Consider the following 13,277-nt stretch of genomic DNA (forward strand, 5'->3'; position numbering starts at 1 on the left):
CGTTATTGCGGTGTGCTTTTTTTCTTTTTAAGGAAAAGTTAAGGTACGTCCATCATAATCACCTTATTGAATAAATTTATCTTCCAGTATTTTTTATGGAAAAAAGGAGTAAAGGACAATGAAAAAATGGATTTTCACCCTCATTGGGATCGTTGTAGTAGGATTCATCGGGTACCAATGGTATGCATCAAAAACGAGTGCTCAACAAGTAACCACCCAAGTTCGAACGGCGGACGTTCAAAAAGGAAAGTTAGAAGTAAAGGTCAGTGGTTCGGGAACTGTCCAGCCAGTTACAAGTGAGGATATTAAGTCCACTATTAACAATAATGAAATCGATGAAGTACTAGTTTCTGCTAATGAAGAAGTAAAAAAAGATGAGGAATTAATAACTTTTACAGATGGAAGTGATCCAATACTTGCACCTGCCGATGGAGTTATCACAACTATCGCTGTTTCTGCAGGGGAGCGGGTTACATCAGGGCAAGTAGTTGCCCACTTAACCAACTACAAGAAATTGCAAACGGTTGTGCAAATCGATGAACTTGATATACCAAAGATTAAAATTGGACAATCCGTTAGTATAAAAGTTAATGCCTATCCGGATCAAACTTATACTGGAAAAGTTTCCGCGGTTGCTAACGAAGGAACCTCAACAAACGGAGTTTCAAGTTTTGATGTAACGATTCAAATTGATCAAGTGCAAAATCTTAAAGTTGGAATGAGCACAGAGGCAAGTATTTTAACTGCAAGCAAGGGTAACGCTCTTTATATTCCACTTGAAGCCTTGCATACAAGGAATGGCGAAAAATTTGTTATTTTAGGTTCTGCAAACTCAGGTCAAAACGGGAACATAGAACAAAAAGTGGTTAAAACAGGCTTGTTCAATGAAGATTTTGTTGAAATAACGGAAGGATTATCTGAAGGTGACTCGGTTCGTTTGCCTCAACTTGCTATAAATAGCTCAACTTTAAGTAATTCAAAAGGCTTCATGGGTGGTGGCGGATTTGGCGGTGGCGGTATGAATCGAATGACTCGTACCGGTGGAAATGGATCAAGCGGAGGGAGTGCTAACGGGACCAACGGAAGGAGTGGAAACTAATGGGATCAACAATGATTCAAATTTCTAACTTAATGAAGTCATATAAGCTTGGTGGCGAAACCGTTCATGCACTAAATAATGTTTCACTTGATATAAAAAAAGGCGAATTCTTAGCAATTATTGGGCCATCAGGGTCAGGTAAATCTACGTTGATGAACATGATTGGCTGCTTAGACCGACCAGATTCTGGAGAATACCTCCTGGACGGTAAAGAGATCGGGATGATGAGTGATAATGAGCTTGCAACGATTCGAAACCTAAAAATTGGGTTTATCTTTCAAAATTTTAATCTGTTAACGAGATTAACCGCACTTGAAAATGTGGAGCTCCCATTAATCTATAGCGGAGTGCCGGCTAAAACTCGTCATATTATGGCACTTGAAAGTCTTGACAAGGTGGGACTTGCAGACAGGGCAGCTCATTTGCCTACTCAGCTTTCAGGAGGTCAACAGCAAAGGGTTGCTATAGCTCGAGCACTTGTGGGCAATCCCTCCATCCTTTTAGCTGATGAACCAACAGGCGCATTAGATAGCAAGACGAGTTCAGAAATTTTAACTGTAATGAAAGAGCTAAATGAATTGGGACACACGATAATTTTAATTACACATGATTTGAATATTGCTAAACAGACAAACAGAATGGTGCGTATTCAGGACGGACAGCTGTTTGAGAATGAAGGTGAACAAATTGGCAGTCTTACAATCTATTAAAATGGCTCTCCGCAGTATTCAGGGGAATAAGCTTCGGGCCATCTTAACCATGCTTGGGATTATTATTGGTGTGTCCTCTGTCATTGTCCTTATTTCAATTGCTCAAGGATCGACCCAAAATGTCACGAGTCAAATCAATAATTTAGGAACAAATCTTTTAACCATTAATACGTTTGGAACGGATCTAGCTTTGACCGAAAATAAGATTGCTTCTCTAAGTAAATTAAATGGAGTAAAGGCTATATCACCAGTCGTATCTGGTCGAGTGAATGTGAAAAAGGATAGAACCTCGTCACAAATTAGCTTAACTGGAACGAATGCAGCATATGAAACAGTCAGATCAACAAAGGTTACTGAGGGCCGGTTCATTACCGATTTGGATGTGGAATACCGCCAGAAGATTGCAGTTTTGGGGTCGGATACTGCGACGACCTTCTTTGGAACAGAGAACCCGATTGGGCAATTTATTCAAGTAGAAGGTACATCATTTAAAATCGTTGGGGTGTTAGCATCAAAAGGTGGCTCGATGGGGCAAAGTGGCGATGATGTAGTTATTGTTCCATTAAGCACAGCAGAGCGCCTTGTGAAAACTACAAGTATAAACCAGGTTTATTTACAAGGGAAAAATGGGACTCAAATGGATTTGGTAATGGCTGAAGTACAAAATGCTATGGATAGAATGTTTCCGAATAAAACTGACAGCTACAGTGTCTTTAATCAGCAGGATTTAATGAATACGATGAGCTCTGTCACAAAAACGATGACAATGATGCTTGGCGGTATTGCTGGTATTTCCTTGCTCGTTGGTGGAATCGGAATCATGAATATTATGCTGGTATCCGTTTCGGAAAGAACGAAAGAAATCGGAATTCGAAAAGCAATTGGTGCAAAAAGGCGAGATATTCTTTTGCAATTTCTAATTGAATCCATTGTGTTAAGCTGTATGGGTGGTTTAATCGGAATTCTTTTCGGAATAGGATTAGGGAAGGTACTTGGGGCTGCCCTTGGCTTAACTGTCGCTTTCTCAACCTCTGTTATTCTAATGTCATTCTTATTCTCGCTTATAGTTGGAGTCGTGTTTGGCGTATTCCCAGCTAATAAAGCTTCGAAACTAAATCCAATCCAAGCTTTACGGTATGAGTAAATAGAAAAGTGGAAACGCCCTAAAGAAAACTCTCTGATTAGCGAGCCCCTAAGGGCGCCTTATGCGGCGTTAGCTGAATGGTTGGATATAAATTCTGATTAGCGAACAAAAGCGATCGTATTTTGCGACCGCTTTGTTTACTATATAGTTATGTATGATTTTTGAAGGAGTGATCTTGATGCGTTTACTAGTTGTTGAAGATAATCTTCCCTTATTAGACTCTATTGTGCAGCTTTTATCAGATGAATTTGAAGTTGATCAGGCCTCAAACGGAGAAGAGGGGTTATTTTTAGCCCAACAAAACATTCACGATGCCATTATTTTAGATGTGATGCTGCCTGAGATAGATGGTTTTGAAGTTCTCCAAACGATTCGAAAAGAAGGATCGAAAACACCGGTTCTGTTTTTAACGGCACGGGATTCATTGGAAGATCGGGTAAAAGGGCTTGACAGCGGTGGAGATGATTATTTAGTTAAACCGTTTCAGGCTGCTGAATTGAAAGCACGGATCCGTGCCTTACTGAGAAGGAGCGGGAGTTTAACAACCAATCAAACAATTCAATATCGAGGCATTGAATTGTTTGGAAAGGAACGCGATATTATCGTGGATGAAGAGCCTATCAAACTGACGAGTAAACAATATGAACTTTTGGAGTACTTAGTTCAAAATAAGGGAGCTATTTTAACAAAAGAACAAATTTATGACCGTGTGTGGGGATTTGATTCTGATACGACCATTGCAATTGTCGAGGTTTTTATGCACCATATTCGCAAAAAATTAGAGACATCCGGCTATCATGCTGATATCAAAACCATTCGTGGTGTCGGCTATATGCTAAATGAAGAGTAGGTATAAGCCAATGTTTCAAAAGACTCATATTCGGCTCACACTAATCAATTCAATCAGTTTTATCGTCTTGATCAGTATTCTCTTGGGTACTATTTATTTCTATACTCAACACCAATTATATAAAGAGGTAAATAAATCGTTGATAGATTCGTCTGCTCATATTCAGCAGATAGATCCTGGGCAAGATCAGAGACAAGAACAAGGACAAGGACAAGGACAAGGACAAGGACCCGAGGATGGGGACTCCCGTTTAATACATCGAGAAAGGGATCCGAGAAACATCATTTTAGTGTGGGATAAGAATAATCATTTACTTACACAAAACCGCGAATCCGCACTTTTTAAAGATAATGAAAAGCTAATTCGTCCAAAAACAGAGGGTAAATTAACCGATATTACAGTAGAAAATCTTTCTTTTAGATATATTGCCTTTCAAGTGAATGATGAGATATTGGGGAAAATAACCATCCAAACACTGAGAATTGTTAATTCGGAAAAAGAATTACTATACAGGCTGTTATGGATAATGGGAATTGGTTGTGGCATCGGTTTTATTTGTGCAGTGTTAGCAGGGTACTTCCTTGCAGGTAGAGCGCTGGTACCGATTCAGAAGGCTTGGCAAAAGCAACAGCAATTTGTTTCAGATGCTTCACATGAACTAAGAACGCCATTGGCCGTTATACAGGCAAAGACCGATCTGTTATTTCGATCGCCATCTGCAAGCATTAAAGATAAAATTATCGATGTTTCAACTATTTCAAATGAATCAAGACGTTTATCAAAGCTGGTCACCAATCTGTTAATTCTAGCCAGATCAGATTCTGACCAAATTGAAATACACAAACAGGTTTTTCGATTAGATCAGCTTTTGGGTGATATCATTGGGCAGTTTGAGGAAATAGTTACTTATCAAGGAAAAGCACTTTTTTTAGATGCACCTGAGCAAGTTAACTTTATGGCAGATAAAGAGAGAATTCACCAACTCATTGTTATCTTGTTAGATAATGCTATTAAGTATACGAAGGAAGGCGGTGAAATCACCCTTTCTTGTCATCAAAGCCACTCATCCATTTTTCTAAGGGTTAAAGATACCGGGATGGGGATTGCTGAAAAGGATATCCCTAAGATTTTTGATCGCTTTTACCAAAGTGACAAGGCACGTACCGGCTCCGAGGGAACGGGATTAGGATTGTCAATTGGGCAATGGATTATTGATAAACACCACGGTAAAGCTAAGGTTTCTAGTAGTCTCGGTAACGGGACAATGATCGAAATTATTTTTCCAAGAATACAAAAAAATAAAAATGTTTCAAAAAGCCAATCAGATTAGGGGTTGGCTTTTTGAATGTAGAAGAAACAATAAATTAGTTATATGTTGCTATTGTATAAGTAATCGGAAATTTACTAGAAAAAAACTATTTACTATTTATTTAAGAAAAAGTTAAGGAACTCCTCTCATAATAGGCTTATCAATGATAAACAAGCCTTAAATAAGTTCGAATTGGAAGGAGAAATAAAGGTATGAGAAAAGTGAAAAGAGCACATTTATGGATTGGGTTGATCGCATCAGTTTTAATTTTTATTGAGGCGTTTTCTGGTTTATTGATGAATGAACCATGGCTGATCGGCCAAACAGAGCGTGGTTTATTAGAAGGTGGGCAAGGTTTTGGTGCAAGAGGGAATTTCCAGACTGGGCAGTTTAATCAAGGGCAAAACTTTCAAGGATCTACATCCCAAGATGCTGGTAAAGGTACCTTTGGAAATGGCCAAACACAGGGACAAAATAGGTTTAGAGGAAATGGTCAATTCCAAGGACGTTTTGGTGGGCAAGATGGAGCTAAATTAGGAAACCAAAGCTCATTTATGGGAATATTGAGGAGCCTTCATGAGGGAAAATTTGGAAATGTAAATATTAAATGGTTAATGGATCTTGCTGCACTTGCGATGATGTTCCTAACGGGTTCAGGGGTCTATTTATCAATCAAAATACTTCGTGCTGAAAAGAAATCGAAGAACTAAAAAAGCATATAATCTTGAAGATCTGCCGAATAACTAAAATATTTCTAGAGAGCAAGAGGCATGCATGTGTCTCTTGCTCGTTTATTTAGACACTTTTCTAAAAAAATATTGTGATTTTCTTTATACTCCGTTTCGTGGATAAAACAAATTTATAGGGGATATATAACTTATTTTTAAAAGTTATGGGCGTAAATATTGAATGACAAAAAAAGAAATTTATACTATAACTTGAAACAAGAAAAGTTTAAATAACTGTAAAGGAATTATTATATGAATGATCTGAATATATTATTTCGACAAAGAATTGGCTTTCCAGAAAAAGAAACGATTACATTTGAAAAATTAGATCTTGTTCTTGAAAAAACAGCAAACGCGATTCCTTTTGAAAATTTATGTATTATCGCAAAAACTACAAGTGATTTTACCAAAGAAAATCTGATCAACAAAATCCTTATTCGAAAAGAAGGGGGGCTTTGCTATGATTTAAATATGATTCTTTACTTATTCTTAATGGAAAATAACTTTAACGTTAAAATAGTCCGCGGAGTGATCTTTAATTCAGACACTCAAAAATGGAGCCCAACCGGTAGAACGCATGTATCCATCCTTTTGGACCGTATGGGGAAACTATACCTTATAGTTACCGGATTTGGAGGGAACCTGCCATTAAAACCAGTTCCTTTAACTGGTGAGATCGTCTCATCAACAAACGGAGAATTCCAGGTTGAAAAAGAGGATACTTTGTATGGGGGCTATATTTTAAAAATGAAGTTGAGGTATAAGGATAACGTCTGGAAAATAGGTTATGTTCTCGATTCAAAACAGCCTGTGACGAATTTGGCAGAAATAAACGAAATTCAAAAGATAATTAGTGACCATGAACAATCACCCTTTAACAAAATGCCTCTCATTACAAGATTAACTAAGAATGGCAGTGTAACATTGACAGATTCAACTCTAACACAATGGATGGATGGGAAAATGACAAAAGAACAAGTTGACCCACATCGTTTTAAACATCTTGCAAAAAAGCATTTCAAATTGGATTTACTAAAATGATTTCTTTCAATTTGAAAAAATAGTAGATAATAAAACGCTTGGAAGTATAGTGAACTGCACCGCAATTGTTGGACTCAATCTAACAATTGCGGTGCAGTTCATAAAGTTACTCCAAGCGCTTTTCTGCTAGCTACTCAACAATTATCTTTCCTCCGAACATATTCATTCCGCAGCTGAAGGAATATTCGCCAGCTTTAGATGGAGTAAAAGTTAATTTGGTCGTTTCGTTGACCTTTAAATCGACATTGTTAATATTAAAATCTGGCATTTTGAAAGTGGACAAACAACTATCCTTAAGTGGATTTTGAATTTCAAGAATAACTGGTACACCTTTTTTTACATGAATCAGATTTGGAGTATAACCTGTCGGTGTCACATCCATTTTGATTTTTGGGGCGGACTCCTTTGTTACATCAAGTTCAGTAACGGGTGCTTCAGTTGTTTCTGTTGCTCCATTTGTTTGTGCCTGTGAGGTAGTTTGCGTGTCTGTGATTTTAATAAAATCGCTACTGTATAAAAATAAAAGTAAAGATATGAGCACAATGCCTACCGATAAAATTGTAAATGGTGAAATGGATGCTGTATCAAGGGTTAATTTTTCATTTGCTTCTACTTTTATAAATAAAATGACAAATCCCATAATAATAATAAATAAACCTAATAGAATTCCAAGCATAATAAAAGGACTTTCAATCACTAGAAATGATCCAAGAATAGCTCCTATGATACCACTCATTAGACCAGATAATGCACCAATAAGAACAGGGATAATCCCTATGGGCTGTCCCGTTAAAAATCCAAGTATAAATCCGGTAATTATACCAACACCAACCGCTAGAAACATATCCACAGAAAGGATTCCGACAAAGTATCCTGAAAGAAGACCAGTCATCATAGCAACCGCCATGGCAATCATCATACCTGACATCGTATTAAGTATATTTTTATGCTGGTGTACAAGAAAAATGGAATAGCCAGTCATCAAAACGACAACAGCAATCGTGATAATCGATAAAATATTCATGTGAAAATCTCCTTGTTCTACAAATTCGGTTAAACAATATATAAATATTACTAATGTAATAAGCCTACATGATTTTAACAACTAGGGTACAGTGTTTATTATGAACGTTTCATGAATATTTTGGTTATCCTATAGGTTTTTCAACCTTTATCAGGATTTCTTCGTTTTTTTTCTAGAATAATTTGACTTTTCCTTCATATAAATATATAATTTTCAAAAAATACTGCTGAAACAATGACGAGGATTAGTAAAATGTGGACTGTTATAATTAGAGAGGGAGCCGAATGCTGGAAGGTTCCTTATAACAAGCATTTGAACCTGCCTTCCGAGTTCTGTATCGGATCTTTCTTGAAGATACACGCGGATAAAATCCGTTATCATGTTTAGAGTTTAAAGCATTGCTTTATGAATTTAGGGTGGTACCGCCAGGCCTTGGCCCCTTTTTAGGGATTGGGGCCTTTTTGTATTTCTCCCGTATTAACATGGCAGTAGAACGAAATAATGAAATAACACTACAAAATATAAAGAGGTGTCAAGAATGGCAAAAGAATTTGTAAAAAGTATTACAGCAATGGACGATGATTTCGCACAATGGTATACCGATGTTGTCACGAAAGCTGAATTAATTGATTACTCAAGCGTGCGCGGTTCGATGATTATTCGCCCGTATGGATATGCACTTTGGGAAAATATCAAAACCGAATTAGATAATCGAATTAAGGCAACCGGACATGAAAATGTTTATATGCCACTTTTCATTCCTGAAAGTCTTTTGCAAAAAGAAAAAGATCATATTGAGGGATTTGCACCAGAAGTCGCATGGGTTACCCATGGAGGGTCAGAGGAATTAACGGAAAGACTTTGTGTAAGGCCAACATCTGAAGTCCTTTTTTGCGATCATTATAAAGATATCATTCATTCATATCGAGATCTTCCAAAGCTATATAACCAATGGTCCAATGTCGTCAGATGGGAAAAAACAACTCGACCATTTCTTCGTACTTTAGAATTTCTCTGGCAAGAAGGCCACACTGCTCATGCAACTGATGAGGAAGCACATGAAGAAACAACTAAAATGTTGAATGTATATGCAGATCTTTGTGAGAATATCCTCGCTATTCCTGTGTTAAAAGGGCGGAAAACAGAAAAAGAAAAGTTTGCTGGTGCTAACTTCACTTATACAATTGAAAGCTTAATGCATGATGGTAAGGCGTTACAATCGGGTACATCGCATCATTTGGGAACTGGATTTGCCAAGGCGTTTGGAATTCAATACAGTGATCAGGATGGAAAACTCCAATATGTTCATCAAACTTCATGGGGCTTTACGACAAGGATAATTGGAGCATTAATCATGGTTCATGGCGATGATCGTGGTCTTGTCATCCCTCCTAAAGCTGCACCAACCCAGGTCATGATCGTGCCAATCGCACAACATAAAGAAGGGGTCCTTGATTTTGCTTATGATTTAAAGGAAAAACTTTCTGGAATCGCACGCGTCAATATTGATGCAAGCGACAAAAAGCCAGGTTGGAAATTTAATGAATATGAAATGAAAGGAATTCCAGTTCGCCTTGAAGTGGGACCAAAGGATATTGAAAATAAACAGGTTGTCCTTGCTAGAAGAGATACTGGAGAAAAAATAATCGTTGCAATCGACGAGCTGGAAACAAAACTGGTTGAACTACTAGACGATATCCAAACAAATTTATATCAAAAAGCGTTAGTACATCGTGATGAAAAAACAAGTACTGCAACAACTTTAGATGAATTTAAAAATATACTTGAGGAGAAAACAGGCTTTATTAAAGCTATGTGGTGTGGCGAACGGGAATGTGAAGACAAAATAAAAGAAGAGACCAGTGCAACTTCCCGCTGTATGCCGTTTGAACAAGAACAGGTTTCTGAATCCTGTGTTTGCTGCGGAAAAGAGGCAAAACAGTTAGTCGTTTGGGCGAAAGCATATTAATCTTTTTTTGTAAAAGCAGTGAGTTTCTTTAAGAAATTCACTGCTTTATAAAATTGTTTTCATGTTTGGGTGTTCGTTTTACGAAGAGCAGGATGCTCAAATGAGAGAAGAAATTTCAAGACTCCTAGATGATGTGATTTCGGAGGTAGCTAATTTAAGTTTGGCAGAGGTGAACTATAGGGAGTGAAGTAAACAATGGATAAAGGAAATAAGACAGCGTTGCTCATCGGGGCTAGTGGATTAGTTGGTAATGAGCTCTTGAAATTAATTCTTAAAAGCTCAAGCTATGAAAAAGTGAAAATCTTTGTTCGTAAACGAATAAGTATCGAACATCCTAATTTAGAGCAAATTGTGATTAATTTTGATCATCTTGAAGAACAAGAACCCCATTTTAAAGTAAATGACGTTTACTGTTGTCTCGGCACGACTATTAAGAAAGCGGGTTCCCAAGCAGCTTTTAAGAAGGTGGATTTTGAATACCCAGTTAATTTGGCAAAGATAGCAAAGAAAAATGGTGTTCAGAAATTCCTAATCATTTCTGCACTTGGAGCAGATGCAAACTCAAACATTTTTTATAACCGTGTTAAGGGGGAGTTAGAGGAAGAAGTTAAGAAAATCAACTTGCCTTCCTTACATATTTTTCAACCTTCTTTATTACTTGGGAAACGACAGGAATTCCGATTTGGAGAGAAAATTGCTATTTTATTGAGCCCAATATTTAGTCAATTCTTGAGGGGTGGCCTCCAAAAATATAAGCCAATAAAAGCAAATGATGTTGCCTGTGCCATGTATGTAACTGCACAATCAGAGCAAATTGGAACCAAAGCATACCATTCAAACCAAATTTTCGACTTAAGTAAAATAGAATTATAAAAAACTCGCCGTCTGGCGAGCCCCCATAGGTGCAAAGAGAGGAGGTTCCCAGACCTCGCGCGGAAAGAAACAGGCAAAGTTAATAGTGCCACTAAACTAAATCCTTTTTAAAAATACATAGCTAACTTTGTCATAATCCATTTTCTCCTCGTAGAAACGATGTGCATCTGTTCTTTGCAATCCTGATGAAAGTGAGACAAGATCAAATCCATTTTCTTTTGCCCAATTTTGTACGTAGGTAAGCAATATTTCACCATAGCCATTTGAACGCAATCTTGAATCTGTAACCAAGTCACATACCCAAATGAATCTCCCATTATATAGCGTAATCATGGGCATGAATCCAGTCACTGCCACGACTTGATCGTAATCATATAATGCTACTAATTTATACCCTTCCTTTTGTGTTGCTTCTTCCACTAATTGCAAAAATCCACGTTCATCTAAATGAGTTCGTAATTGTTTCATGACTGGATATGCAGCTTGCCATTCATTTTCATCTTTCAATTCTTTAATGGTAATCGACTGTTTAGTTTTCATCTATTTTCCCTCCTATAAATCTTATTTAATCACAAACTGATATAATCAAAAGTATCAGAATATCAAAACTTAGTGGTACCAGATTGGGGGAGAATCATGATTGAAATTACACCTATTTTAGATCATAAAGGTAATAAACCATTGTATATCCAGCTATCCAATTATATTAAACAAGAAATTATGGAGGGAAGAATCCAGCCAAATGAAAAATTACCTTCAAAAAGAAAGTTATCCTCTTATTTAGATGTAAGCTTAAATACTATTCAAGCTGCCTACGACCAGCTATGTGCAGAAGGGTATGTTGAAAGCAATCCGCGTAAAGGGTTTTTTGTTGCAACAATAAGTGAGGAAGTCTTCACAAATCCACTATACTCACCAAAACACGAGAAACAAGATAAATTAGAAAAAAAGATTAATATTGATTTCAATTCTGGAAAGGTTGACTTAAGATATTTTCCATATACAGTGTGGAGAAAATTAGCCATTCAGTCTTTGTACGAAGATCAAAATGAACTTTTTTATAATGGTCATCCACAGGGAGACTTAAATCTTCGTGCAGCAATTGCAAAATATGTATTTGAATCACGAGGTGTAAAGTGTTCGCCAGAACAAATTGTCATTGGAGCAGGTACGCAGATATTAACTGGATTACTTTGCTTGATATTAGGTAAACAACATACATATGCGGTCGAAAACCCAGGTTTCCATCGAACAAAAGCAGTATTAATGGACCAAGGCGTTAAAATGAAAGCAATTCCACTTGATGAAAATGGTATCTGTGTTAACCAATTAGCTATGAGTGATGCAAGTGTGGTTTATGTAACACCATCACATCAATTTCCGAATGGAATGGTTATGCCCATTACACGCAGAATGGAATTGTTAAATTGGGCGAATGAAAGAGAAGGTTATATTATCGAGGATGATTATGACGGAGAATACCGTTATAAAGGAGCACCTATTCCATCTTTGCAGGGATTAGATATCAATGGAAGAGTGATTTATTTAGGGACGTTTTCCAAGTCCTTGATTCCGTCAATCCGGATTAGTTTTCTCATTTTACCGTTAACTTTATTAAATAGATATCAGGATAAATTCATGCTTTACAAGCAAACAGTATCTCGCCTCCATCAGGATACACTTTTTCGATTTATGAATGAAGGGCACTGGCAAACCCATTTAAATAAGATGAGAACTCTTTATCGAAGAAAGCATGCTACCCTAATGAAAGCATTAAGTATGTACATGGGTGATAATGTTATTGTAATAGGTGAGAAATCAGGTTTACATATCCTCATAAAAGTCCATAACGGTATGTCAGAGGAAGAGCTAATTAATATGGCAATGGAGGTAGGGGTAAAAGTATATCCAACTTCAGTCTATTATGATGATCCAAAGGTGAACCAAGAACCAAAAATTCTACTTGGTTTTGGAGGCCTAACAGAGTCTGAAATAGTTGCTGGTATTCAATTACTTAAGAAAGTTTGGTGGTAAAGTAGCTTAGCCTAAAAGATAGATTTAACAACAAGTAGGCCACCAAGTGATTATCGGTGAAAATTAATAAAGAAAAAAGGATCTTTTTCATCTTGAAAATAAGAATAGATTACGATATGATTTAATCTATTAACACAACATATAGATTTTAATTTAAAAATCATAACTACATATTGTTATTGCCTTAAGTAAAGATGCCGTTAGGCTTAATTGGGAATCCGGTGTGAATCCGGAACTGCCCCCGCAACTGTAAATGCTGACGAAATGAGAAAACCACTGTATAAGAGTGCTTTATGTTTAGGTGCTTATATGGGAAGGGCTCAAACTAGGATGATGCATAAGTCAGGAGACCTGTCTTACTTTTGATGTTTCAACTTCTTCGGGGATTGGGAAGATGAAACGATGGCGACAGGAGGTATAAGCTTTCTAAGTACTTTTTGATGTTATCGTTTCATCCGCTCAATTCCCTTGAGCGGATTTTTTGTTTTTAAAAAAA

At 37.0% G+C, this 13,277-nt stretch carries 12 protein-coding genes, 1 riboswitch and 1 other annotated feature; of the genes, 10 read left to right on the plus strand and 2 right to left on the minus strand.

The annotated features are described in order from the left end of the window. Nucleotides 1-118 precede the first annotated feature (118 nt). The 7 genes from RCG20_RS20445 to RCG20_RS20475 all read left to right on the plus strand — a co-directional run bounded on the left by RCG20_RS20445 (nt 119) and on the right by RCG20_RS20475 (nt 6,881). A complete protein-coding gene (locus tag RCG20_RS20445; protein WP_308181978.1) occupies nt 119-1,099 on the plus strand; it encodes an efflux RND transporter periplasmic adaptor subunit in 981 nt (326 codons plus the stop codon). Then, on the plus strand, nt 1,099-1,809 hold the full coding sequence (locus RCG20_RS20450) for an ABC transporter ATP-binding protein (RefSeq protein ID WP_308181979.1): 711 nt from the start codon (nt 1,099-1,101) through the stop codon (nt 1,807-1,809). The genes RCG20_RS20445 and RCG20_RS20450 overlap by 1 nt, the downstream gene beginning before the upstream one ends. Next, on the plus strand, nt 1,778-2,953 hold the full coding sequence (locus RCG20_RS20455; protein ID WP_308184413.1) for an ABC transporter permease: 1,176 nt from the start codon (nt 1,778-1,780) through the stop codon (nt 2,951-2,953). Before RCG20_RS20450 ends, RCG20_RS20455 begins: the two co-directional genes overlap by 32 nt. A 178-nt stretch (nt 2,954-3,131) precedes the next feature. After that, nucleotides 3,132-3,803: a response regulator transcription factor gene (locus tag RCG20_RS20460; protein ID WP_308181980.1), complete on the plus strand. Its 672-nt coding sequence runs from the start codon at nt 3,132-3,134 to the stop codon at nt 3,801-3,803. Between the two features lie 10 nt (nt 3,804-3,813). Next, nucleotides 3,814-5,133 (plus strand): sensor histidine kinase, encoded by a 1,320-nt coding sequence (locus RCG20_RS20465; protein WP_308181981.1) that lies wholly within the window; start codon nt 3,814-3,816, stop codon nt 5,131-5,133. Between the two features lie 191 nt (nt 5,134-5,324). Further along, entirely contained in the window at nt 5,325-5,822 is a 498-nt protein-coding gene (locus RCG20_RS20470) for a PepSY-associated TM helix domain-containing protein (RefSeq protein WP_308181982.1), read from the plus strand. A 270-nt stretch (nt 5,823-6,092) separates the two neighbouring features. Beyond that, a complete protein-coding gene (locus RCG20_RS20475; protein ID WP_308181983.1) occupies nt 6,093-6,881 on the plus strand; it encodes an arylamine N-acetyltransferase family protein in 789 nt (262 codons plus the stop codon). Nucleotides 6,882-7,011: 130 nt separating this feature from the next. On the opposite strand, the gene RCG20_RS20480 is transcribed toward RCG20_RS20475, so the two are convergent. Then, nucleotides 7,012-7,905 (minus strand): cupredoxin domain-containing protein, encoded by an 894-nt coding sequence (locus RCG20_RS20480; protein WP_308181984.1) that lies wholly within the window; start codon nt 7,903-7,905, stop codon nt 7,012-7,014. A 225-nt stretch (nt 7,906-8,130) separates the two neighbouring features. Then, nucleotides 8,131-8,349, plus strand: a binding site (T-box leader). A gap of 94 nt (nt 8,350-8,443) precedes the next feature. On the opposite strand from RCG20_RS20480, the gene proS reads away from it, so the two are divergent. Both proS and RCG20_RS20490 read left to right on the plus strand, forming a co-directional pair. Further along, entirely contained in the window at nt 8,444-9,874 is a 1,431-nt protein-coding gene (proS, locus tag RCG20_RS20485; protein WP_374120490.1) for a proline--tRNA ligase, read from the plus strand. Between the two features lie 195 nt (nt 9,875-10,069). Continuing rightward, on the plus strand, nt 10,070-10,747 hold the full coding sequence (locus RCG20_RS20490; protein ID WP_308181986.1) for an oxidoreductase: 678 nt from the start codon (nt 10,070-10,072) through the stop codon (nt 10,745-10,747). Between the two features lie 96 nt (nt 10,748-10,843). On the opposite strand, the gene RCG20_RS20495 is transcribed toward RCG20_RS20490, so the two are convergent. After that, the gene (locus tag RCG20_RS20495; RefSeq protein ID WP_374120552.1) at nt 10,844-11,215 is read right to left on the minus strand and encodes a GNAT family N-acetyltransferase; all 372 of its coding nucleotides are present in this window, start codon (nt 11,213-11,215) and stop codon (nt 10,844-10,846) included. A 168-nt stretch (nt 11,216-11,383) separates the two neighbouring features. On the opposite strand from RCG20_RS20495, the gene RCG20_RS20500 reads away from it, so the two are divergent. Next, nucleotides 11,384-12,781, plus strand: coding sequence for a MocR-like pyridoxine biosynthesis transcription factor PdxR (locus RCG20_RS20500; RefSeq protein WP_308181988.1), 1,398 nt, complete (start codon nt 11,384-11,386; stop codon nt 12,779-12,781). Nucleotides 12,782-12,956: 175 nt separating this feature from the next. Beyond that, nucleotides 12,957-13,155, plus strand: a riboswitch (cobalamin riboswitch). The last annotated feature ends 122 nt before the right edge of the window (nt 13,156-13,277 follow it).

It is taken from the genome of Neobacillus sp. PS3-40 (assembly GCF_030915485.1).
Classification (GTDB): domain Bacteria; phylum Bacillota; class Bacilli; order Bacillales; family Cytobacillaceae; genus JAUZPL01.